Annotated in this window: 19 protein-coding genes and 1 pseudogene; 11 read left to right on the forward strand and 9 right to left on the reverse strand. The window is 71.0% G+C overall.

Annotated features, from left to right (window positions below; all coding sequences use genetic code 11):
- Positions 1-173 precede the first annotated feature (173 nt).
- Entirely contained in the window at positions 174-2,021 is a 1,848-nt protein-coding gene (locus Vqi01_RS06310) for an ABC transporter ATP-binding protein (protein ID WP_204033595.1), read from the forward strand.
- Complete coding sequence (locus Vqi01_RS06315; RefSeq protein WP_204033597.1) at positions 2,018-3,955, forward strand: ABC transporter ATP-binding protein; 1,938 nt, start codon at positions 2,018-2,020, stop codon at positions 3,953-3,955. Before Vqi01_RS06310 ends, Vqi01_RS06315 begins: the two co-directional genes overlap by 4 nt.
- Positions 3,956-4,097: 142 nt before the next feature.
- On the opposite strand, the gene Vqi01_RS06320 is transcribed toward Vqi01_RS06315, so the two are convergent.
- From Vqi01_RS06320 to Vqi01_RS06335, 4 genes are read right to left on the reverse strand one after another with little or no spacing between them, the layout of a single operon-like run.
- Entirely contained in the window at positions 4,098-4,808 is a 711-nt protein-coding gene (locus Vqi01_RS06320; protein ID WP_204033599.1) for an ABC transporter permease, read from the reverse strand.
- Entirely contained in the window at positions 4,808-5,758 is a 951-nt protein-coding gene (locus Vqi01_RS06325; RefSeq protein WP_204033600.1) for an ABC transporter ATP-binding protein, read from the reverse strand. Before Vqi01_RS06325 ends, Vqi01_RS06320 begins: the two co-directional genes overlap by 1 nt.
- Positions 5,755-6,636 (reverse strand): ABC transporter permease, encoded by an 882-nt coding sequence (locus tag Vqi01_RS06330; RefSeq protein ID WP_204033601.1) that lies wholly within the window; start codon positions 6,634-6,636, stop codon positions 5,755-5,757. Before Vqi01_RS06330 ends, Vqi01_RS06325 begins: the two co-directional genes overlap by 4 nt.
- Positions 6,629-7,543, reverse strand: coding sequence for an ABC transporter ATP-binding protein (locus tag Vqi01_RS06335; RefSeq protein WP_204033602.1), 915 nt, complete (start codon positions 7,541-7,543; stop codon positions 6,629-6,631). The genes Vqi01_RS06330 and Vqi01_RS06335 overlap by 8 nt, the downstream gene beginning before the upstream one ends.
- Before the next feature lie 166 nt (positions 7,544-7,709).
- On the opposite strand from Vqi01_RS06335, the gene cysC reads away from it, so the two are divergent.
- Positions 7,710-9,239: an adenylyl-sulfate kinase gene (gene cysC / locus Vqi01_RS06340; protein WP_204033603.1), complete on the forward strand. Its 1,530-nt coding sequence runs from the start codon at positions 7,710-7,712 to the stop codon at positions 9,237-9,239.
- Positions 9,240-9,256: 17 nt separating this feature from the next.
- Positions 9,257-10,333, forward strand: a complete 1,077-nt coding sequence (gene galT / locus Vqi01_RS06345) for a galactose-1-phosphate uridylyltransferase (protein ID WP_204033604.1) — start codon at positions 9,257-9,259, stop codon at positions 10,331-10,333.
- Positions 10,334-10,678: 345 nt separating this feature from the next.
- Here galT and Vqi01_RS06350 read toward each other — a convergent pair whose 3' ends face one another.
- From Vqi01_RS06350 to Vqi01_RS06360, 3 genes are all read right to left on the reverse strand, one after another.
- Positions 10,679-11,896, reverse strand: coding sequence for an NADP-dependent isocitrate dehydrogenase (locus tag Vqi01_RS06350; protein ID WP_204033605.1), 1,218 nt, complete (start codon positions 11,894-11,896; stop codon positions 10,679-10,681).
- Positions 11,897-12,129: 233 nt separating this feature from the next.
- The gene (gene mdh / locus Vqi01_RS06355; protein ID WP_204033607.1) at positions 12,130-13,080 is read right to left on the reverse strand and encodes a malate dehydrogenase; all 951 of its coding nucleotides are present in this window, start codon (positions 13,078-13,080) and stop codon (positions 12,130-12,132) included.
- 100 nt (positions 13,081-13,180) lie between these two features.
- Positions 13,181-14,041, reverse strand: a complete 861-nt coding sequence (locus Vqi01_RS06360; RefSeq protein ID WP_204033609.1) for a bifunctional methylenetetrahydrofolate dehydrogenase/methenyltetrahydrofolate cyclohydrolase — start codon at positions 14,039-14,041, stop codon at positions 13,181-13,183.
- Between the two features lie 293 nt (positions 14,042-14,334).
- Between Vqi01_RS06360 and Vqi01_RS06365 the strand changes: the two genes are divergently transcribed.
- From Vqi01_RS06365 to Vqi01_RS06385, 5 genes are all read left to right on the forward strand, one after another.
- Positions 14,335-15,939, forward strand: a complete 1,605-nt coding sequence (locus Vqi01_RS06365) for a peptide ABC transporter substrate-binding protein (RefSeq protein ID WP_204033610.1) — start codon at positions 14,335-14,337, stop codon at positions 15,937-15,939.
- 81 nt (positions 15,940-16,020) lie between these two features.
- On the forward strand, positions 16,021-16,959 hold the full coding sequence (locus tag Vqi01_RS06370) for an ABC transporter permease (RefSeq protein WP_204033611.1): 939 nt from the start codon (positions 16,021-16,023) through the stop codon (positions 16,957-16,959).
- Positions 16,952-17,842 carry an ABC transporter permease gene (locus tag Vqi01_RS06375; RefSeq protein WP_204033612.1) on the forward strand — a complete coding sequence of 297 codons (891 nt, stop codon included), beginning with the start codon at positions 16,952-16,954 and terminating at the stop codon, positions 17,840-17,842. The genes Vqi01_RS06370 and Vqi01_RS06375 overlap by 8 nt, the downstream gene beginning before the upstream one ends.
- 8 nt (positions 17,843-17,850) lie before the next feature.
- Positions 17,851-18,876 carry an ABC transporter ATP-binding protein gene (locus Vqi01_RS06380; protein WP_204033613.1) on the forward strand — a complete coding sequence of 342 codons (1,026 nt, stop codon included), beginning with the start codon at positions 17,851-17,853 and terminating at the stop codon, positions 18,874-18,876.
- A complete protein-coding gene (locus tag Vqi01_RS06385) occupies positions 18,860-19,882 on the forward strand; it encodes an ABC transporter ATP-binding protein (RefSeq protein ID WP_204033615.1) in 1,023 nt (340 codons plus the stop codon). The genes Vqi01_RS06380 and Vqi01_RS06385 overlap by 17 nt, the downstream gene beginning before the upstream one ends.
- Before the next feature lie 53 nt (positions 19,883-19,935).
- Here Vqi01_RS06385 and purH read toward each other — a convergent pair whose 3' ends face one another.
- The gene (gene purH / locus Vqi01_RS06390) at positions 19,936-21,507 is read right to left on the reverse strand and encodes a bifunctional phosphoribosylaminoimidazolecarboxamide formyltransferase/IMP cyclohydrolase (protein ID WP_204033644.1); all 1,572 of its coding nucleotides are present in this window, start codon (positions 21,505-21,507) and stop codon (positions 19,936-19,938) included.
- 3 nt (positions 21,508-21,510) lie between these two features.
- Positions 21,511-22,116: pseudogene (gene purN / locus Vqi01_RS06395) on the reverse strand (phosphoribosylglycinamide formyltransferase); the annotation flags it as partial.
- A 157-nt stretch (positions 22,117-22,273) separates the two neighbouring features.
- Here purN and Vqi01_RS06400 point away from each other — a divergent pair.
- Together Vqi01_RS06400 and Vqi01_RS06405 are read left to right on the forward strand one after the other, a co-directional pair.
- Positions 22,274-22,570 carry a CD225/dispanin family protein gene (locus tag Vqi01_RS06400; protein WP_204033616.1) on the forward strand — a complete coding sequence of 99 codons (297 nt, stop codon included), beginning with the start codon at positions 22,274-22,276 and terminating at the stop codon, positions 22,568-22,570.
- 5 nt (positions 22,571-22,575) lie between these two features.
- Positions 22,576-23,247: a DUF4190 domain-containing protein gene (locus tag Vqi01_RS06405; RefSeq protein WP_204033617.1), complete on the forward strand. Its 672-nt coding sequence runs from the start codon at positions 22,576-22,578 to the stop codon at positions 23,245-23,247.
- Positions 23,248-23,311 lie beyond the last annotated feature (64 nt).

Here is a 23,311-nt window from a genome sequence, read left to right on the forward strand (position 1 = left end):
CACCCGGCCACGCGGCACCCCGCCACCCCGCCACCCCGCCACCCCGCCGCACGGCACCGCGCCGCCCCGCCACCCCGCCACCCCGCTACGCGGCCACCTCGCCACGCGGCCACGCCGGCCACGCGTCAACCATCCGGCTGAGGGCGTCACCCTCATGTTCTCGCTACCGTCGGATGGTGGCTGCGCGGAGCGACAGCGGCCCGGCCGACCGGGGCGAGGTCGGACGACATCCGCTGCGCAATCTCTGGCGGCTGCGGCACTACCTGCGCCCGCACGCCGTGCAGTTCGGCTGGCTGATGTGGGCCGGGTTCGCCGCCACCGGGGCGGGCATCGCTGTGCCTCTGGTGGCGCAGCAGGTGGTTGACGGGCCGGTGGCCCGGCGGGATCTGGCCGGACTGTTCCAGTTGGCCGGGCTCGCGCTGCTGTTCGGCCTGGCCGAAGCCCTGCTGATCTTCGTACGCCGGTGGGTGCAGTCGTCCTCCTCGGTGGCCATGGAGGCGGCCATCCGCGACGACGTCTACGCCCACCTGCAACGGCTGCCGGCCAGCTTCCACGACCGGTGGCCCTCCGGTCAGCTGCTCTCCCGGATCACCAGCGATCTGTCGGTGCTGCGCCGGTTTCTCTCCTTCGGCCTGCTCTTCCTCGTCCTGAACCTGGTCACCTACCTGGTCGTGGTGGTGCTGCTGATCCGGCTGCATCCGGTGCTGGGCCTGCTGGTGGCGGCCAGCGCGGCGCCGCTGTTCCTGATCGCCCGCCGCTTCGGCCGGCACTACCACACCGCCTCTCGGCGGATGCAGGACCAGCAGGGCGACGTGGCAACCCTGGTCGAGGAGACCGCGCAGGGGTTGCGCACCATGAAGGCGTACGGCCGGGGGCCACAGTTGATTGACCGGTTCGTCGCCGACACCCGGACGCTGCACGACATCGGGGTCGGCAAGGGTCGCCTGCTCGCCCGTACCTCCGCCCGGCTCGATCTGGTGCCCAACCTGACCCTGGGCATCGTGCTCGTGGCGGGCACTGCGGCGGTCGCCGACGGCCGGCTCACCGTCGGCCAACTGGTCGCCTTCGTCAGCCTCCAACTGATGCTGATCTGGCCGGTGCAGTCGCTGGGCTGGATCATCGCCAACGGTCAGGAGGCGGCCACCGCCGCCGACCGCATCCAGGAGGTGCTGGACAGCCCACCGGCCATCATGGACGCCCCGCACGCCGTCGCCCTGCCGCGCTGCGCGGTACGCGGCCGGCTTTGCTTCGAGGGCGTCACCTTTCGCTACCCGGGCACCACCGAGCCGGTGCTGCGCGGCATCGACCTGACCGTCGAACCCGGCGAGACCATCGCCGTGGTCGGTGCCACCGGCAGCGGCAAGAGCACTCTGCTGTCGCTGGTGCCCCGGCTGCACGACGTCGAGGCGGGCCGGCTCACCCTCGACGGGCACGACCTGCGCGACCTGCGGTTGGCCTCGCTGCGCCAGCTGGTCGCGATGGCCTTTGAGGAGCCGACGCTGTTCTCCATGTCGGTGTGGGAGAACCTCACTCTGGGCCGCCCCGACGCCGGCGAGGACGAGGTGCGGGCGGCGCTCGTGCTGGCCCGGGCCGAGTTTGCGTACGACCTGCCGTGGGGCCTGCGGACCCGGCTGGGCGAGCAGGGCCTGTCGCTCTCCGGAGGTCAGCGGCAGCGGCTGGCTCTGGCCCGGGCGGTGCTCGTCCGGCCCGCGGTGCTCGTGCTCGACGATCCGCTCTCCGCGCTCGACGTGCACACCGAGGCGGCGGTGGAGTCGGCGTTGAAGGGGGTGCTGCGGGACATGACCGCCCTGCTGGTGGTGCACCGGCCCTCCACCATCGGCCTCGCCGACCGGGTGGCGCTGCTGGATGACGGCCGGATCACCGCCGTCGGGCCACACACCGAACTGCTGGCCACCGTGCCGGCCTACCGCGCGCTGCTCACCGCCGAGCCGGCGTCCGCGCCACCTCCCCGGGCACCGGCCAAGCCGGCACCGGACGGTTGCCCGCTGGTGCGCTCATGACCGCCGCCCACTGGCGGGGGGTCGCCGCCGATCCGCACGCCGACCGCAGCCTGGCCGAGGAGACCTCCCCGGAGGCGGTGGCCCGGCTACGCGCCCGCAGCCGGGCGCTGCTGGCCGACGTGCTGCGCCCGCACCGCAGGCGGCTGGGCGCGGCCGTCGCGCTGCTGCTGACCCAGAACGCTGCGGCCATGTCCGGGCCGTACCTGGTGATGCTCGGCATCGACCGGGCGATCGAACCGCTGCGGGCCGGCCGTCCCGGCCCGCTGGTCGCCGTCGCCGCCGCGTTCGCCGCCGCGGCCGGAATCGAGTACGCGGCCCGCCGTGGCTTCCTCACCCTCTCCGCCCGGATCGGCCAGGCCGTCCTGCTCGACCTGCGCCATCGGGTGTACGCGCACTTCCTGCGCCTGCCGGTGGCTTTCCACGAGCGCTACACCTCGGGTCGGATGATCTCCCGGCTGACCAGCGACATCGAATCGATCGCCGAACTCGCCGACGGGGGCGTCGAGGGTCTGGTGATGGCCGTACTGACGATCGTCTCGGTGGCCGGCATCCTGCTCTGGCTGGACCTGCCGCTGGCTGCGGTCACTCTGCTCGCCTTCCCGCTGCTGTTCTGGCTGTCCCGCTGGTTCGCGCGGGCGTCGGCCGCCGCCTACCGGCGTACCCGCGAGGCGATGGCCCTGGTCATCGTGCACTTCGTCGAGTCGATGCGGGGTATCCGGGCCGTGCAGACGTACCGCCGGCAGGCCCGCAACCAGGAAATCTTCGCCTCGGTCAACGACGACTACCGCCGCTCCAGCCGGCACGCGTTCCGCCTGATCGCGACGTATTCGCCGGGGATCAAGCTGATCGGCAACGTCACCGTGGCGGTGGTGCTCTGCTACGGCGGCGCGCGGGTGCTGGACGGGCACATCGAGGTCGGCGTGCTCGCGGCGTTCCTGCTCTACCTGCGTCGGTTCTTCGACCCGATGCAGGAACTGAGCCAGTTCTACAACTCCCTGCAATCGGCCACGGCGGCGTTGGAGAAGCTCGCCGGGTTGCTCGACGAGCGCCCCGAGGTCGCCGAACCAACTCATCCTGTCCCGCTGCCCCGCCGCCCGGCGAGCGACGCAACCGGCAGCCCGACCGGCGACGCGACCGGCAGCCCGACCGGCGACCCGACTGGCGGCCCGAGCGGCGGCCCGGCCGGCGGCGCGGTCACCTTCCGGAAGGTCTCGTTCGGGTACCGGCCGGACGCACCGATCCTGACCGGGCTGGACCTCACCATCCCGGCCGGGCAGACCGTGGCGCTGATCGGGCCGACCGGCGCTGGCAAGTCCACCGTCGCCAAGCTGCTCGCCCGGTTCTACGACCCGCTCGACGGCACGGTCACGCTCGACGGTGTGGACCTGCGCCAGGTGGCCGACGCCGAGCTGCGCCGCGCGGTGGTGCTGGTCACCCAGGAGACGCACCTGTTCGGCGGCACCGTGGCGGAGAACATCCGGTTCGGCCGCCCGGACGCCGATGACGCCGCCGTGACGGCCGCCGCGCGGGCGATCGGTGCGCACGACTTCATCGCGGCGCTACCCGACGGGTACGCCACCGAAGTACGCCGGCGCGGCGGCCGGCTCTCCGCCGGGCAGCGCCAACTGGTCGCCTTCGCCCGTGCGTTCCTGGCCGATCCGGCAGTGCTGATCCTGGACGAGGCCACCTCGTCGTTGGACGTGCCGACCGAACGCCTGGTGCAGCGCGCGCTCGGCACCATCCTGCGGGACCGGACGGCGGTGGTGATCGCGCACCGGCTCTCCACGGTGGAGATCGCCGACCGGGTCCTCGTCCTCGACGGCGGGCGGATCGTCGAGGACGGCCCGCCCGCCGAGCTGATCGCCGACGGTGGCCGGTACGCCGCCCTGCACCACCAGTGGCGGCTGGGTATTTCCGTGCCCGACCAGGTGTGAGTTGTAAGGAAGGGCCCCCTTTTAACGCCTGGTGTAGAGAAAGGGCCCCCTTTTAACACGCGCTGCGCGGGATCGACCGCAGGCTGTTAATAGGGGGCCCCTCCTCTACCAGAGGCGTTAAAAGGGGACCCTTCCTTGCACCTCAGCTGGTTTCGCCGGCGACGGAGAAGGCGCGCAGCCGGTCGATCGCGAGCAGGCTGAAGCCGATGCTGACCAGCGCGATCATCACCGCCGCCAGCGGCATGGAGACCGTGGTGTGCAGCAGCTCGGTCGGGGCGAGCCGGTCGGCGAGGGCGATCACGTAGTGCTGGATGGAGAAGACCCGGCTGCCGGCGAGCACGTTGCTGAGCAGCCCCTCCCAGATCAGCACGTAGACCAGGCCGAGCAGCACCGGCCGCCGGGTGAGCAGGCTGGCTGCCACGAACAGCGCCGAGTACGCCAGCGCCCCGGCCGACGCGGCGACGGCCAGGGCCAGACCGAGGCGTACCGAATCGGCCAGCAGGCCCGCGGCGAACAGGGGCGCCGCCACGGTGGCCGCGGTGACACCGGCCGCCACCGCCAGCTTCGGCAGTACGATCTGCCAGCGCGGCAGCGGCGTGGTGAGCACGTGCACCACAGTGCCGTCGTCGATCTCGGCACCGAGCACGCCGGTGCCGACGATCAGCGCGACCACCGGCAGCACCACGGCCAGCCCGAGGCCGACCAGCACCGGCGGCCCCCAGTCCGACGGTGCCACCCCCAACCCGCGGGAGAGTACGGCCAGCACCACCAGCAACACCGGCAGGGGCAGCAGCAACAGGAACCGGCGGCGGCCGAAGAGCCCGCGGGCGGTGATCCAGGCGACAGTGGACATCAGGCCTCCACCAGGTAGGAGAAGACGCTCTCCAGGGACTCGTCCTCGGGGATCAGCTGGCGTACCCGTACGCCTCGGGCCAGGGCGACCTTCGGCAGCACCCGGGTGAAGGCGCCGTAGTCGCCGGCCCGTACGGTCAGGCCGTCGCGGCCCAGCTCGACTCCGCTGACCGAGGGCTCGGCCATCAGGGCCACCGCCAACGCCCGATCATCGGTGGAGCGGATGGCGAAGACGTGCGGCCGGTTGGTCATCAGCCGACGGATGGTCCGGAAGTCGCCGGAGGCGGCCAGTCGCCCGGCGACCATCACCTGCACGGTGCCGGAGACCTGCTCGACCTCCTCCAGGATGTGCGAGCTGAACAGGATGGTGCGGCCGGCGTCGCCGAGCGAGTGCAGCAACTCCATCATGTGCAGCCGCTGGCGCGGGTCCATGCCGTTGAACGGCTCGTCCAGCAGCAGCACCTGCGGGTCGTGCACCAGCGCCGCCGCCACCCGGGCCCGCTGCCGCATGCCCTTGGAGTACGTGCCGATCCGGCGGTCCTGCGCGCCCTCCAGCTCGACCATCGCCACCGCCCGCCGGGCCGCGGCCTGCGGGTCCGGCAGCTTGTGCAGCTTCGCGGTGGCCAGCACGAACTCGTACGCGGTGAGGAAGCTGTGCACCGCCTCCCGCTCGCTGACCAGCCCGAGTCGCCGGTAGACGGCCGGGTTGCGCCAGGTGGGCCGGCCGTCGAGGGTGACCGCGCCCCGGGAGGGGGCGAGGAAACCGGCCATCATGTGCAGCAGTGTGGTCTTGCCGGCGCCGTTCGGGCCGAGCAGGCCGGTCACCCCGGGGCCGAGGCTCATGCTCACGTCGTTGACCGCCACCACGTTGCCGTACCAGCGGGAGACCCCGGCGAGGTCGAGGGTGCTGGTGGCCGTGGCCGGCGCGGCGGCAGAGGTTGTCGTGGTCATCGTGCGGCCACCTTCCGGTAGCGGGCGAGCAGGAGGGCGACGCAGGCCGCCACGAGCGCGACGGCGACCAGCGCGTACACCGGGCCGAAGGGGCCGAGGTCCGGGCCGACGCCGTCCTGGTCGGTGATCAGCAGGTCGCGCATCGCCCAGAGGCCGACCCCCTGCACCAGGGTGGGCGGCGAGGCGACGCCGGCCAACTGGTTGGCGGTCTGCGAGGGCAGGATCGACAGGACGCCGACGATCGGCGTGGTCATCAGGAAGACGGCTACGATCCCGCCGGCGGCGAAGGCCCGCTTGCCGGTCAGCGAGGCGATCAGCAGGCCGACCGAGGCGAAGATCACCGCCCAGAGTCCGGCGTAGAGCAGCCCGGGCAGCAGGTCCAGCAGCTCGTCCCAGACCCCTCGCATTCCGTCGGCGGTGAACGCGCCGCCGAGGAACATCACCAGCTGCGGCGCACCGAGCAGCAGCCAGAGCCCGGTGACCAGCGCGAGCAGCTTGGCCAGCGGGTAGTCGGCGCGGGGCAGCGGCCGGGAGAAGTACAGCGGGAGCACCCCGCTGCGCAGGTCGCGGGAGACCAGTTCGGGCGCGGCCACCGCGACGAAGAAGATGACCAGCCAGCTCATCGCGTCGGCGAATTGGGCGTACGTCATGACCACTTCGCCGATCTGGGTGCGGATCGCGGTCACCGCGGCGGCCACCATCCCGACGATGCCGACCACCAGCCAGGGGAAGATCTTGGCCTTGGCGCTGCGCCCCAGCCCGAATACGGTGCGCACCCCGTGCAGGTAGAGCGCGCCGAAGACCTGCCGACGGCCGAGTCGGAGGCCGGTGTAACGCTGGTAGCCGATGTCGTGGATCACGCCCGTGGGCTCAGGCATGGCTGCTCTCCCTCCGGGCGAAGAGTTCGGCGACCCGGTGCCGGCGCTGGTCCAGCCGGTGCAGCGGCAGGTCCAGCTCGGCCACCGCGCCGAGGATCAGGTCGTACGTGCCCTGGTCGGCCAGCGGGACGAGCAGCAGCTGCCCTTCCCGGCTGACCGGCAGGTCGAGCGCGGCCAACCGGGCGGCCAGCGCCTCGGTGCCCTCGCTGACCTCGACGGCGAGCACGTCGGTGGCCGAGGTCATCGCGGCGATGTTGTCGGCACGCAGCAGCCGCCCGCCGTCGATGGCGACCAGGGTGTCGCAGATCCGCTCGACTTCGCCGAGCAGGTGCGAGCAGACCAGCACGGACATCCCGAACTCGGTGCCGATCCGGTGCACCAGGGCGAGCATGGCGTCCCGGCCGGCCGGGTCGAGGCCGTTGGTGGGTTCGTCGAGCAGCAGCAGGTCGGGGTCGTGCACCAGCGCCTGGGCGAGCTTGACCCGCTGCTTCATGCCGGTGGAGTAGCCGCCCACCGGGCGGTGCCGCTCCTCGTGCAGCCCCACGTGGCGCAGCGCCTCGGAGGCCCGTTCCCGGGCGACGGTACGCGGCAGGCCGCTCATTCGGCCGAGATGGGTGACCAGCTCGGCGGCGGACAGGTCGGGGGGCAGGCAGTCGTGCTCGGGCATGTAACCGACCCGGGCGCGCACCGACGCGGCGTCGGCGGTCGGGTCGAGCCCCAGCACCTGGATCCGGCCGGCGGTCGGGGTCAGCAGGCCGAGCAGCAGCTTGATCAGCGTGGACTTGCCGGCGCCGTTGGCGCCGACCAGGCCGACGATCCCTGGCTCGACCGCGACGGTCAGCTCCGACAGCGCGGTGACCCCGCCGCCGTAGACCTTCGTCAACGACTCGGTTGCGATCAGTGTCACGCCGACAGCCTAGAGAAATTCGGCAATGCTGCGGCCCGGGTAGCGGCCCTAGGTTTCCCTGATTCGCTCCGCCGGCCACCCCTAGAGGGCGCGGCAACGGTGGCGCTCTCGACCGATCGGCGGGCGGCTGCGAAACTGTGTGCCGGTCGCCGTGGTTGGGGGTTCGATGAGCAACGGGTGGGTGCTGCCCGACGAGGTGCTTCGGGACGCGCCGACGTACACGCCACGTCCCGGCGAGCTCGCGGATCTGGAGCTGTTGCTGACCGGTGCGTACGCGCCGCTGACCGGCTTCATGACCCGAGCCGATTTGGTCTCGGTGAGCCGGCGTGGCCGGTTGGCCGACGGCGCACCGTGGCCGGTGGCGGTGACGCTCCAGGTGCCCCCGGCGCTGCTCCAGCAGCTCGACCTCGACGACCCGGGCCGCCGCGCGATCGTGCTCACCGACGGTGAGGGCGCGCCGGTCGCGGCGCTGGACGTGACCGACGCGTGGCAGGTGCGCGAGGGGGTGGCGGGGGTCGGCGGTGGTCTCCGCCGGCTCGGTGACGGCGGGCACGGGCCGTTCCAACGGTTGCGGCGTACGCCCGAGGAGCTGCGCGCGCTGCTGCCACCGGGCCGGGTGCTCGGGGTGATCGCCGACCGGCCGCTGCACCGGCCGCAGCTGGCCCAGATCGCGCACGCCGTGCGTACCCTCAGCGCACACCTGCTGGTCATCATTCCGGTGGGTGAGGACGGCACCGGCGGACTGCCGCAGGAGGCGCTGGTGCGCAGCGTCTTCGCCGCCCGCGACCGGATGCCGCCGGCGACCCTGGTCGCCGTGCCGCTGGCCCGCCGGCCGGACGAGATCAGCGACGCGCTGCTGCGGGCCCGGGTCTGCGCCGCGTACGGCGTCACCCACCTGCTCTCCACCGGCGAGATGCTCTCCGGAGCCGGGCTGCGGGTGCTGGTGCCGCGCGAGCTGGCCTACGACAACCGGGACGGTCAGTGGCGCTGGCGGGAGGACATCCCGCCGCGTAACCGGCGGCTCGCCCTGACCCACCAGGAGATCGATGACCTGCTCGACCGGGGCTTCCCGTTGCCCGAGTGGCACACGCCGCCGGCGGTGGCGAAGGAGCTGAGCCGGGCCAGGCCGCCCCGGCGGCACCGGGGTCTGGTGGTCTTTTTCACCGGGCTCTCCGGCTCGGGCAAGTCGACCATCGCCCGCGGCCTCGCCGACGCACTGCGCGAGCAGGGCGAGCGTACGGTCACCCTGCTCGACGGCGACGTGGTGCGCCGCGAGCTGACCGCGGGGCTGGGGTTCAGCAAGGCGGACCGGGACACCAACGTGCGGCGGATCGGCTGGGTGGCCGCCGAGATCGGCCGGCACCGGGGGATCGCCATCTGCTGCCCGATCGCGCCGTACGCACAGGCCCGGGCGGCGGCCCGGGCGATGGCCGTCGCGGCGGGCGCCGGATTCCTTCTGGTGCACGTCGCCACGCCCCTTGAGGTCTGTGAGCGACGCGACCGCAAGGGCCTGTACGCGCGGGCGCGCGCCGGCCTGCTCACCGGCATGACCGGCGTCGACGACCCGTACGAGGAACCCACCGACGCCGAGCTGGTGCTCGACACCACGGACCTCGGCGTGGACGAGGCGGTTCAGGCGGTGTTGCACCACCTCAACGAGACCGGCTGGGTCGAGCCCCGCCTGCCGTCGCTCTGATCGGGGGTCGTAGCGGGATGAAGCGCACCGAGATGTGGTTGGCCGACGGCCGGGAGCTGATCTACTTCGACGAGCGGGACGACGCCGTCCGGGACCAGCCGGACCGCCGGGAGCTGCCTCCTCCTCCGCCCGCCTCCCAGCTGCGCTACGACCCGCTCACCGACGAGTGGGTGGCGCTCGCTGTGCACCGGCAGACGCGGACCTTCCTGCCGCCGGCCGACCAGTGCCCGCTCTGCCCCTCCACGGCGGATCGACTCAGCGAGATTCCCGCCCCGGACTACGCCGTCGTGGTCTTCGAGAACCGCTTCCCGGCACTGAGTGGGCGGGTGGTCGACGAGCCGGACGAGATCACCCCGTTCACCCCGGTCCGGCCGGGCCGGGGGCGCTGCGAGGTGGTCTGCTTCACCGACGACCACCACACCTGTTTCGCCGACCTGCCGCCGAGCCGGGTGCGGACCGTGCTCGACGCGCTCGCCGACCGGACTGCGGTGCTCGGCGAGTTGGACGGGGTCGAGCAGGTCTTCTGCTTCGAGAACCGGGGCGTGGAGATCGGGGTGACCCTGCACCACCCGCACGGGCAGATCTACGCGTACCCGTTCCTCCCGCCGCGTACCCGGTCACTGTTGGCCGCGGCCCGCCGGCACGCCGAGCGCACCGGCGGGCGCAACCTCTACGCCGACGTGCTGGCCGCCGAACGGGAGGCCGGCGAGCGGGTGGTGGCGGCGAACGAACACTGGACGGCGTACGTGCCGGCAGCGGCCCGCTGGCCGTTCGAGGTGCACCTCGCGCCGCACCGGCCGGTGCCCGACATTCCGGCGCTGACGGACGCCGAACGGGACGCCTTCGGACCGCTCTACCTGGACCTGCTGCGCCGCTTCGACGGGCTGTTCGGCACGCCCATGCCGTACATCGCCGCCTGGCATCAGGCGCCGGTACGCGTCGACCGCGAACTGGGCCATCTGCATCTGCAACTGTTCAGCATCCGACGGGCGGCGGACAAGCTGAAGTATCTGGCCGGGTCGGAGTCGGCGATGGGCGTCTTCATCAACGACGTCGCCCCGGAACGCGCTGCCGCCCTGCTGCGCGCCGCCTGACCATCCGCCGCTGGACCGACCGCCGATTTGCGGGCCCCTCGAAGCCCGCAAGCAGGGAGTTGGGGCCGTACGCAGGGCGCGGGGGGCCCGGGACAGGGCCCCCCGCAGGGAAGGGACGGCTGGCTGTGTAGGACAGCCGGGAAGGCTGGCTGCTCGGCATTCATGCCGGGCGGCGGTCACGGTCAACCTTCCGGGACGGGACTGGCATCTCGTCCAGCCAGTACAACGAGGTGCACAGGCCCGGGTGACGCGCCTTCGGCTGGGTCGCGCGGCCCGGCGTACCGGAAGCGTCGAGCCCGCCGGTGCTCGGATGCGTCGGCGGGCTCGACAGGGTGCTGCGGTGGCTCAGGCGGCCAGGCGGCGCGCCAGGTTCTCGTCGAGCGTGTTCATGAACTCGTCGGTGGTCTGCCAGGGGGCGTCCCGCGAGATCAGCAGCGCGAGGTCCTTGGTCATCTGGCCGCTCTCGACGGTGTCGACGATGACCTGCTCCAGGGTGTTCGCGAACTCGGTGACCGCCGGGGTGCCGTCCAGCTTGCCCCGATGGGCCAGGCCTCGGGTCCAGGCGTAGATCGAGGCGATCGGGTTGGTCGAGGTCTTCTCGCCCTTCTGCCACTGCCGGTAGTGCCGGGTGACGGTGCCGTGCGCGGCCTCGGCCTCGACGGTGCGGCCGTCGGGCGAGAGCAGGACGGACGTCATCAGGCCGAGCGAGCCGAAGCCCTGCGCGACGGTGTCGGACTGCACGTCACCGTCGTAGTTCTTGCACGCCCAGACGTACCCGCCCTCCCACTTCAGCGCGGCGGCGACCATGTCGTCGATGAGCCGGTGCTCGTAGGTGAGACCGGCGGCGTCGAACTCCGCCTTGAACTCGTTCTCGAACACCTCGGCGAAGATGTCCTTGAACCGGCCGTCGTACGCCTTGAGGATGGTGTTCTTGGTCGACATGTAGACCGGGTAGCCGCGGTCCAGGCCGTAGCGGAACGAGGCCCGGGCGAAGTCCCGGATCGAGTCGTCGTAGTTGTACATGCCCATCGCGATGCCGCTGCCCGGGAAGTTGGCGACCTCCATCTCGACCGGCTGCGAACCGTCGGCGGGGGTGTAGGTGATGGTCACCGTGCCCGGCCCGGGAACGACGAAGTCGGTGGCGCGGTACTGGTCGCCGTGGGCGTGCCGGCCGATGATGATCGGCTTGGTCCAGCCCGGGACGAGCCGCGGCACGTTCGACATGATGATCGGCTCACGGAAGACGACGCCGCCGAGGATGTTGCGGATGGTGCCGTTCGGCGACCGCCACATCTTCTTCAGCCCGAACTCCTCCACCCGGGCCTCGTCCGGGGTGATGGTGGCGCACTTGACGCCGACGCCGTGCTCCTTGATGGCGTTGGCGGCGTCGACGGTGACCTGGTCGTCGGTGGCGTCGCGGTGCTGGATCGACAGGTCGTAGTAGTGCAGGTCGACGTCGAGGTAGGGCAGGATCAGCTGCTCCCGGATCTGCTTCCAGATGATCCGGGTCATCTCGTCGCCGTCGAGCTCCACGACCGGGTTGTTTACCTTGATCTTCGCCATCGGCCGGCGCTCCTCTCGGGGGACACGTGCTCAAGCAGTACGAGCGTACTGGACCCGCCTCGACGGAGAACGCCGCGGCCACCAGTTCGCCCAACCCAGGTGTAAGGAAGGGCCCCTTGTTAACGCCTGCGGTATAGGAAGGGCCCCCTATTAACATCCGCGGCGGCGGGGTTGCAACGGCGAGCGCCCCGCGACCGGGGGGCGCGGGGCGCGGGGCGCTGTCAGCGAACTGGTCACATGCTGGAGATGTCGGCCTGCTTGGCGCGGACGGCTTCGGCGGCCTCCTTCAGGGCGGCCAACTCGTCGGCGTCCAGGTCGGTCTCGACGACCCGCCGGACACCCTGGCGGCCAATCTCGGCCTCCACGCCCAGGTACACCCCGGAGATGCCGTACTCGCCGTCGACCCAGGCGCAGACCGGCATGACCTCGCCGGAGTCCTCCACCACAGCCTTGGCCATCCGGGCGGCGGCGGCGGACGGGGCGTAGTACGCCGAGCCGGTCTTGAGCAGCGCCACCACCTCGGCACCACCGTTGCGGGTCCGGACCACCAGGTCCTCGATCTGCTCGGCCGGCATGACCTCGCGCAGCGGCTTGCCGTTCACGGTGCTCTTCGACGGCACCGGGACCATGGTGTCGCCGTGCGAACCGAGGGTCAGCGTCTTCACCGACTTCACCGGCACCTGCAGTGCCTCGGCCACGAAGTTGGTGAACCGGGCGGTGTCCAGCATGCCGGCCTGGCCGAGCACCCGGTTGCGCGGGAACTGGGTGGCGATCTGCGCCAACGCGGTCATCTCGTCCAGCGGGTTGGACACGACGATGACGACGGCGTTCGGGGCGTACTTCGCGACGTTCTCGGAGACCTGCCGGACGATCTTGGCGTTGGTCTCCAGCAGGTCCATCCGGCTCATGCCCGGCTTGCGGGGCAGACCGGCGGTGATGACGACCACGTCCGAACCCTCGATGGCCTCGTAGCCCTCACCGTTCGGGCCGGTGGTGACCCCGACCACCTTGGTCTCGAAGCCCTCCACCGGGCGGGACTGGTTGAGGTCGAGGGCGATGCCCGCGGGCTTGCCCTCGATGATGTCGGTGATCACGACGGTGTCGAAGACGTCGTACTCGGCCAGGCGCTGCACGGTGGTGGAGCCGTAGAAGCCGGCGCCGACGACAGTGACCTTCTTACCCATGGTCGTCCCACTCCCTGTAACCAGTCGGTTTTCCGGACGGTATCAGCCATCCTGGCACCGATCAGGCCAGGGGCGGAGGGTTATGACCCTTCCTTACACCTCAGCCGCGTTCGGCGCGTTCGACGACGTTGGTGAGGAGCATGGCGCGGGTCATCGGGCCGACGCCGCCGGGCATCGGCACCAGCTTGCCGGCCACCTCGGCCACCTCCGGGTCCACGTCGCCGGTGTAGCGGCCCTTGCCGTCCGGGCCGATCACCCGGGTGATGCCCACGTCGACCACGACCGCGCCCGGGGTGATCATGTCGGCGGTGAGCAGGCCGGGCACGCCGGCGGCGACGATGACGATGTCGGCGGAGCGGGTGTGCGCGGCGAGGTCGAGGGTGCCGGTGTGGCAGAGGGTCACGGTGGCGTTCTCGCTGCGCCGGGTGAGCAGCAACCCGAGCGGGCGGCCGACGGTGTTGCCCCGGCCCACCACCGCGACGTTGGCACCGCGCAGCGGCACCTCGTGCCGGCGGAGCAGTTCCACGATGCCGCGCGGGGTGCACGGCAACGGCGCGTCGTAGCCGAGGACCAGCCGACCCAGGTTGACCGGATGCAGACCGTCGGCGTCCTTGTCCGGGTCGATCAGCTCAAGCACCCGTTGCGTGTCCAGCTGTGCCGGCAGCGGCAGCTGCACGATGTAGCCGTGGCACGCCGGGTCGGCGTTCAGCTCGGCGAGGATCTCGTCGACCTGCTCCTGGGTGGCGTCGGCCGGCAGCTCCCGGCGGATCGAGGCGATGCCGACCTCGGCGCAGTCGCGGTGCTTGCCGTTGACGTACGCCTGTGAGCCGGGATCGGATCCGACCAGCACCGTGCCCAGCCCCGGCACGGCGCCCCGTTCCGCTAGCGCCTTGACCCGCGTCCGAAGCTCGTCCTTGATCTCCGCCGCGGTCGCCTTGCCGTCCAGAAGCGTCGCCGTCACGCCTCAGATCGTCTCACGCCCGGCTCCGTCGACCACGCCGGCCGGCAACCTCGAACCAAGACGCTACTTTCTGTGACGTGTTGATTGTCACTTTGAGTGACCTATTGCGTGGTCACTCAACCCCGGTCCGGACGGCCGGGCACGAATACCCCCAATCCGACAGCAGCATCGACCAGCCGCAGCTCAGTCCCATTTGGTCGACTCGCGGTGTACGACCTACCGTTGCCCGTCGTTGCGCAGAGTTACCCAGATGCCGGGCCTGACTGCGCAGCGTAATGAGATGAGGAGGTTCAATGCGTGTTCGTAGGCTCGCCGCCTGGACCGCCCTCCCGCTCGCGGTGACCCTGGGCCTGGTGGCCTGCGGCTCGGGCGGCGACGGCGGATCCGGCGAGAGCGACCCCAACGCCGCCGTGCGGATCGAGATCGCCGAGCCGCAGCACCTGGTGCCGAGCAACACCAACGAAACCGGCGGCTCCCAGGTGCTCGCCGCCCTGTTCAGCCCGCTCGTCGACTACGACGAGGCGCACAAGCCGTACGAGGTGGCGGCCGAGTCGATCACGTCCGAGGACAACACCACCTGGACGATCAGGCTCAAGGACGGCTACACCTTCCACAACGGCGAGGCCGTCACCGCCGACAACTACATCGACGCCTGGAACTATGGCGCGTACGGCCCCAACGGCCAGAACTCCAGCTACTTCTTCGAGAAGATCGCCGGGTACGACGACCTGCAGGGCGAGACCCCCGCGGCCCGGACGCTCAGCGGCCTGGAGAAGGTCGACGACCTCACCTTCACGGTCACGCTCTCCCAGCCGTACAGCGAGTTCAAGTCGATGCTCGGCTACATCGCCTTCTACCCGCTGCCGAAGGCCGCGTTCTCGGCGCCCGGCGAGCTGGCCGAAGGGTACGAGCAGGCGCCGATCGGCCAGGGCCCGTTCAAGATGAAGGGCACCTGGCAGCACGACGCCAAGGTCGAGGTCGAGCGCTACGACGCCTACCCCGGTGAGCAGCCGAAGGTGGCCGGCGTCGAGTTCCGCATCTACCAGCAGCTGACCGCCGCGTACGCGGACGTGCTGTCGGACAACCTCGACGTGATCAAGACCGTCCCGACCGAGAACCTCTCCACCGCCGCCGTCGACCTGGGCGACCGGTTCAAGCAGAGCCCCGCGTCGTCGCTGCACTTCCTCTCCTTCCCGACCTTCCAGGAGGAGTTCAGCAACCCGGACGTGCGCAAGGCGATCTCCATGGCGATCGACCGGGAGGAGATCACGCGGTCGATCTTCAAGGACTCGCAGCAGCCGGCCCGCTCGTTCGTCTCGCCGGTCGTCGCCGGATACCGGGGCAACACCATCGGTGCGGCGGGCGAGTTCGACCCGGCCAGGGCCAAGACGCTCTACCAGGCCGCAGGCGGCCCGTCGAAGATCACCCTGTCGTACAACGGCGACGGTGGCCACAAGGACTGGATCGACGCCACCTGCAACCAGCTCAAGGCCAACCTGGGTGTGGACTGCGTGGGCAACGCCGAGCCGAAGTTCGCCGACCTGTTGACCAAGGTCAAGGCCAAGGAGCCGGTCGGCCTGTTCCGGCTGGGCTGGGTCATGGACTACCCGTCCATGGAGAACTACCTGGGCCCGCTGTTCACCAGCAACGGCTCATCGAACTACTACGGCTACCGCAACCCGGAGTTCGACCGGCTGCTCGCCGAGGGCGTCAGCGCTCCCAGCGAGGACGAGGCGATCAAGAAGTACCAGGCCGCCGAGGATGTGCTGGCGGAGGATCTGCCGGTGATCCCGCTGCGGTACGGCCAGAACAACTTCGGGCACTCGACCAAGGTGAAGAACGTCGAAATGGACGTCTTCGACCGGATCGACCTGCTCCAGATCGAGGCCGTGAAGTAACACCGCGTACGACGGGTCGGGTCATCGCGAGGTGACCCGACCCGTCATGTGATTCGTCCTTTTCCAGAGAGATTGCCAAGTATGTTCCGCTTCATCGTGCGGCGTCTGCTCCAGATGATCGTGGCCTTCTTCGGCACCACGCTGATCGTCTACGCGCTGATGTTCGCCGGTCAGGGCGACCCGATTCAGGCCCTCGCCGGCGAACGGCCGGTCACCGAGGCACAGCGGGCATACCTCACCGAGAAGTACCACCTGGACGCCACCGGCGTCGGCGGCTTCTTCTACCGGTACTTCGACTACCTTTCCAACCTGCTCCGGGGCGACCTGGGTGAGTCGCTGACCGGGCGGTCGATCGGCGAGATCCTCGCCGCCGCCTGGCCGGTCACGATCAAGCTGGCGCTGATCGCCATCGCGGTCGCCGTCATCTTCGGCGTCACCGCGGGCGTACTCGCCGGCATCCGGCGGGCCAGCATCTTCGACAACGCCACCCTGCTGCTGACGCTGCTGGTGCTCGGCATCCCGACCATCGTGCTCGCCCCACTCGCGCAGTACCTCCTCGGCGTCAAGTGGCAACTCTTCCCGCCCACCGCCGGTGCCGACCCCGACTTCTACGCGCTGCTGCTGCCCGGCATCGTGCTCGGGTCGCTCTCCCTGGCCACCGCCCTGCGGCTGACCCGTACCTCGGTGGCCGAGAACCTGCGCGCCGACTACGTGCGGACCGCGCGCTCGAAGGGCCTGCCGCGCCGCCGGGTGGTCAGCGTGCACGTGCTGCGCAACTCGCTGATCCCGGTGATCACCTTCCTCGGCGTCGAACTCGGGAACCTGATGAGCGGCGCGATCATCACCGAGGGCGTGTTCAACATCCCGGGCGTCGGTTTCAACCTCTTCCGCGGCATCCGCACCGAAGACGGCCCGCTGGTGGTGGGCATCGTCAGCGTGCTCGTCGTGGTCTACCTCGTCGCCAACCTGGTGGTGGACATCCTGTACGCCGTTCTCGACCCGAGGATCCGCTATGAGTGAGCGCAGCACAGCGGTCAGGCTCCGCAAGCCGCGCAGCCTGGCCGGCGACGCCTGGCGCGACCTGCGCCGCAAGCCGATCTTCTGGATCAGCCTCGCGCTGGTGTTGCTGGTGACCGCGATGGCGGCCGTGCCTGGGCTATTCACCAGCAACGACCCGACCGACTGCGCGCTTTCCCGGCAGCACGCCGCACCGTCCGGCGGGGCCGTCTTCGGGTACGACTTCCAGGGCTGCGACACGTACGCCCGAGCGGTCTACGGGGCGCGCGCGTCGCTGCTGGTCGGTGCCCTTTCTGCGTTGCTGACCGGCGCGATCGCCCTGGTCGTCGGAATGCTGGCCGGGTACTTCGGCGGCTGGGTCGACGCGGTGCTCTCCCGGGTGATCGACATCGTGCTCGGCATCCCGCTGCTGCTCGCCGCGATCGTGCTGCTCAAGCGGGTCGCCGCCGACAGCGCCACGGTGCGCCTCGCCGCGGTCATCTTCGTGCTCGCGGTGCTCGGCTGGACCACCACCGCCCGGGTGGTGCGCTCCTCGGTGATCAGCGCCCGGCAGCAGGACTACGTGGCCGCGGCCCGGATGCTGGGCGCCGGCAACGGCCGGATCATGTGGCGGCACATCCTGCCGAACGCGCTCGCCCCGGCGGTCGTGGTGCTGACCATCGCGCTCGGCACCTTCATCGCCGCCGAGGCGACCCTGTCGTTCCTCGGCATCGGCCTGAGGGAGCCGACCATCTCCTGGGGCATCGACATCAACAGCGGGCGGGTGCACATGCGGGAGTCGGCGACCCCGCTGGTGGTCCCGTCCACCTTCCTCGCGCTGACCGTGTTGGCGTTCATCATGCTCGGCGACGCCATCCGGGACGCCTTCGACCCGAAACTGCGGTGACGACTCAGATGAGCCAACCCACACCGGCCTCCGCCACCCCGCCCGGTGGCCACCTGCTCGATCTGCGCGACCTGCACGTCGAGTTCCGCACCCAGGAGGGCGTGGCCAAGGTGATCAACGGGGTCAGCTACCACCTCGACCCCGGCGAGACGCTCGCCGTGCTCGGCGAATCCGGCTCCGGCAAGTCCGTCACCGCCCAGGCCATCATGGGCATCCTGGACAGCCCGCCGGCCCACATCACCGCCGGCCAGATCCGCTACCGGGGCCGGGACCTGCTGAGCCTGTCCGAGGAGCAGCGCCGGCAGGTGCGGGGCAGAGAGATCGCGATGATCTTCCAGGACGCCCTCTCCGCGCTGAACCCGGTCTTCCCGGTCGGTTGGCAGATCGGCGAGACGCTGCGCCAGCGGCTCGGCATGTCCCGCGCCGACGCCCGCCGCCGGGTCGTGGAGCTGATGGACCTGGTGCAGATCCCGGCCGCGAGCAAGCGCCTCGGTGACTACCCGCACCAGTTCTCCGGCGGCATGCGCCAGCGGGTGATGATCGCGATGGCGCTGGCCATGGAGCCGAAGGTGCTGATCGCCGACGAGCCCACCACCGCGCTCGACGTCACCGTGCAGGCCCAGATCATGGACCTCCTCGCCGACCTGCGGCGCGACCTGGACATGGCGATGATCCTGATCACCCACGACCTCGGCGTGGTCGCCGACGTCGCAGACCGGATCGCGGTCATGTACGCGGGCCGGATCGTCGAGCACGCCGACGTCCGCTCGCTGTATCGGGCACCCGCCCACCCGTACACCAAGGGGTTGCTGGATTCGATCCCGCGCCTGGATCAGCGCGGCGGGAAGCTCGCCACGATCCGGGGCCTGCCGCCCAACCTGATGCGCATCCCCAGCGGCTGTCCCTTCCACCCCCGGTGCCCGTACGCGCAGCAGGTCTGCGTGGACGTGGTGCCGCACGACCTGGTCCTCGGCGACGGCCGGACCAGCGCGTGCCACTTCGCACAGGAGGTACGTGATGACCGCACCCGCTAGCCCGACCAAGGTGCGGGGCGAGACGATCCTCTCCGTCGACCACCTGGTCAAGCACTTCCCGATCACCCAGGGGGTGCTGTTCAGGAAGAAGATCGGCGCGGTCAAGGCCGTCGACGGGGTCAGTTTCGAGCTGCGCCGGGGCGAGACGCTCGGCATCGTCGGTGAGTCGGGCTGCGGCAAGTCCACTCTGGCCCGGCTGCTGATGCGGCTGGAGCACCCGACCGCCGGCCGGGCCACCCTGGCCGGGCGTGACCTGTTCGCCGCGTCCGGGTCCGAGCTGCGCCGGATCCGGCGCAACATGCAGATGGTCATGCAGGACCCGTACACCTCGCTGAACCCGCGGATGACGGTGGGCGACATCATCGGCGAGCCGTTCGAGATCCACCCGGAGGCGGCCCCGAAGGGCAGCCGCCAGCGCCGGGTCCAGGAACTGCTCGACGTGGTCGGGTTGAACCCGGAACACATCAACCGCTACCCGCACCAGTTCTCCGGCGGCCAGCGGCAGCGCATCGGCATCGCCCGGGCGCTCGCGCTGCGGCCCGAGGTGATCGTCTGCGACGAGCCGGTCTCCGCGCTGGACGTCTCCATCCAGGCGCAGGTGATCAACCTGCTCGAGGAACTCCAGGACGAATTCGGGCTGTCGTACATCTTCATCGCCCACGACCTGTCGGTGGTGCGGCACATCTCGGACCGGGTCGCGGTGATGTACCTGGGCCGGATCGTGGAGATCGGCACCGAGGACGAGATCTACCAGCGGGCCACCCACCCGTACACCCAGGCGCTGCTCTCCGCGGCCCCCGTGCCGGACCCGGACGCTCGCGGGCGCCGCAGCGTCATCCGGCTGCACGGCGACGTGCCGTCGCCGGCCGACCCGCCGTCGGGCTGCCACTTCCGGACCCGCTGCTGGAAGGCCCAGGAAATCTGCGCGATCCAGGCCCCGCAGGCCGTGCCGCGCGCCGCCGACCCGCACCCCTCCGCCTGCCACTTCGCCGAGGTCCGGACGTAAGGAAGGGCCCCCTTTTAACGCCTCGTGTATTGAAAGGGGCCCCTCCTAACAACTCAGTGGAAGAAGTGCCGGGTGCCGGTGAAGTACATCGTGACGCCGGCCTGCTTGCAGGCGGCGATCACCTCCTCGTCGCGGATCGAGCCGCCGGGCTGCACGATCGCCCGGACGCCAGCCTCCAGGAGGATCTGCGGGCCGTCGGCGAACGGGAAGAACGCGTCCGAGGCCGCGACCGCGCCGCGCGCCCGGTCGGTGCCGGCCCGGCTGACCGCCAGCCGGGCCGAGTCCACCCGGTTGACCTGGCCCATTCCGACGCCGACCGTGGCGCCGTCGCGGGCCAGCAGGATCGCGTTGCTCTTCACCGCCCGCACCGCCCGCCAGGCGAAGGCCAGGTCGGCCAGGGTCGCGGCGTCGGCCGCCTCGCCGGTGGCCAACCGCCAGGTCGACGGAGCGTCGCCCTCGGCATCGATCGCGTCCCGCAACTGCACCAGTACGCCGCCGGTGACCTGCCGCCACTCGGCCGGCAACGGCTGGAACTCCGGCGCCCGCAGCAAGCGGATGTTCTTCTTGGCCTGGAGCACCTCGGCCGCACCGGGCTCGTACCCGGGCGCCACCACGACCTCGGTGAAGATCTCGGCGATCTGCCCGGCCAACTCGACCGAGACCGGCCGGTTCACCGCGATCACACCGCCGAACGCGGAGACCGGATCGCAGGCGTGCGCCTTGCGGTGCGCCTCGGCCACGTCCGCGCCGACCGCGATGCCGCACGGGTTGGCGTGCTTGATGATCGCCACCGCCGGCTGGTCGGCGAAGTCGTTCGCCGCCCGCCACGCGGCGTCCGCATCGACGTAGTTGTTGTACGACATCTCCTTGCCGTGCAGCTGCTCGGCCTGCGCGAGACCGGACGGGCTGGCCGGGTCGGCGTAGAGCGCGGCGGCCTGGTGCGGGTTCTCGCCGTAGCGCAGCACCGTCTGCCGGCGCAACGCCTGCCCGGCGAACTCCGGCCAGCCGTCGGCGGCCGGGGCGAGGGTGGCGGCGAACCAGTCGGCGACCGCCACGTCGTACTCGGCGATGTCCGCGAAGGCCCGGGCGGCCAGCGCCCGGCGCTGCTCCAGGGTGAAGCCGCCGGCATCGAGCGCGGCCAGCAGCATCGGGTACGCGGCCGGGTCGGTAACCACCGCCACCGAGGCGTGGTTCTTGGCGGCGGCGCGCACCATCGCCGGGCCGCCGATGTCGATCTGCTCGACGCACTCGTCCTGGCTCGCTCCGGAGGCGACGGTGGCCTGGAACGGGTACAGGTTGGACACCAGCAGGTCGATCCCGGCGATGCCGTGCTCGTCGAGCTGGGCGGCGTGGGCCTCCCGGCGCAGGTCGGCGAGGAGGCCGCCGTGGATGGCGGGATGCAGCGTCTTCACCCGGCCGTCGAGGATCTCCGGGAAGCCGGTCACCTGCTCCACGGCGGTCACCGGCACCCCGGCACCGGCGATCGTCGACGCGGTGCTGCCGGTGGAGACGATCTCGACGCCGGCGGCGTGCAGCGCCCGGGCCAGCTCGGCCAGGCCCTTCTTGTCGTAGACGCTGACCAGTGCCCGCCTGATCGGACGGCGCCCGTCCTGGATGGATCCCACTCCGATCGTGACCTTTCTCCCGGTGATCGTCCAGCCTTCGCGGACCAGCCGGCCCACGTGCTCGACGAGTTGCTGCCGCTCGGCTTCCTTGATGCGCTCGGTGAGCGTGTCGACGTCGTCGTCGTCGCGCACCGGCACGGTCGCCTGCGCGACGATCGGGCCGGTGTCCATTCCGGCGTCGACGAAGAAGAGGGTCGCCCCGGTGACCTTCACGCCGTATGCGAGGGCATCGCGCGGGCCGTGGATGCCGGGAAACGCCGGCAGCAGGGTGTTGTGCGTGTTGAGGTAGCGGTCGCCGAAGGCGGCGAGGAAATGCGGGCCGACCAGTTTCAGGAAACCGGCGGAGATGACCAGGTCGGGTCGGTGCTCGGCGACCCGCGCGGTGAGCGCGGCATCCCACCGCTCGCGCGTCGGATGGTCCTTGACCCGCTCCACGAAGGTGGGTACGCCTGCCGTGGCGGCCCGGTCCAGCCCGGCGATCCCGTCGCGGTCCGCGCCCACCGCGACCACCCGTGCGCCGTACGCCGGGTCGGCGGTCGCGTCCAGCAGGGCCTGTAGGTTGCTCCCGGAGCCGGAGACGAGGACGACGATGCGGGCGGGCTCGGTCACCGGCACACCCTATCCGGCGGACGGTGGACGTCCGGAGGCTGGGCCTGACCCCTTCGCTGACTACCGGAGTCGCGCGGACCGGGTACGCTGCCGGCGCCCGGACCGGCACATCTGCGGCCCGCACCCCTTTTGCGAACACACGTGAGGAGCTCTCGTCATGCAGCCCGGATACCCCTCTCAGCCGCCTCAGCAGGTCGACAACAACATGACGATGTCGATCGTCTCGATCTTCCTGTTCTGGCCGCTGGCCATCCCGGCGATCATCAACGCCTCGAAGGTCAACCCGCTGCTCCAGCAGGGAGACTACGCCGGCGCCCAGGCGGCGGCAGCCGAGTCGAAGAAGTGGTCCAAGTGGGCCCTGATCGTCGGCATCAGCCTGTGGGCTGTCAGCCTGCTGTGCTGCCTGGGCAGTGTCGTGCTCAGCGCGGCCAGCAACAGCGCCCTGGGCTACTGAGCCGGATGCAGTCCGACAACCCTGGTCAGGACCCGTACGGCCAGCAGCCGCCGTACGGGGACCCGACCGCTCCACCACCGGTCAACCCGTACGCGCCGCCGCCGGCCAACCCGTACGCCCCGCCGCCGGCCAACCCGTACGCTCCGCCGGCCGATCAGGGCACGCCGCCGGCCAACCCGTACGCTCCGCCGGCCGATCAGGGCACGCCGCCGGTCGACCCGTACGCGCCACCGGCCGATCAGGGCACGCCCCCGACCGATCCGTACGGCCAGCAGCCGCCCACCCCGGGGCAGCCGTACGACCCGTACGCGCCGCTGCCCGTCGGCCAGCCTCCGGCCTACGGGCAGCCCCACCCGCCCCCGTACGCCGGACAGCCGTACGGCGGCACGCCGATGTATCCACACGCCGGTTTCGCCGGGCCGAGCGGTCAGCAGAACACCCTCGGCCTGGTGGCGATGATCCTCGGCATCGCGTCGATCCCGTTGAACTGCTGCTACCTCGGCGTCCCGCTGGGATTGGCCGCGGTGATCACCGGGTGGCTCGGCAAGCAGAAGGCCGACCAGGGCCTGGCCAGCAACTCGGGACAGGCCCTCGCCGGTCTGATCTGCGGGGCGATCGGCATCCTGCTGACCCTGGGGTACTTCGGGCTGCTGGCGGTGAACTTCACCCTGCCGTGACAGCCCGGAGCAGGCTGGATTCGAGGGGCGCCCCGGAGCATCGGGGTGCCCCTCGGCCGTTTTT

The organism is Micromonospora qiuiae, assembly GCF_016863555.1.
Taxonomy (GTDB): domain Bacteria; phylum Actinomycetota; class Actinomycetes; order Mycobacteriales; family Micromonosporaceae; genus Micromonospora; species Micromonospora qiuiae.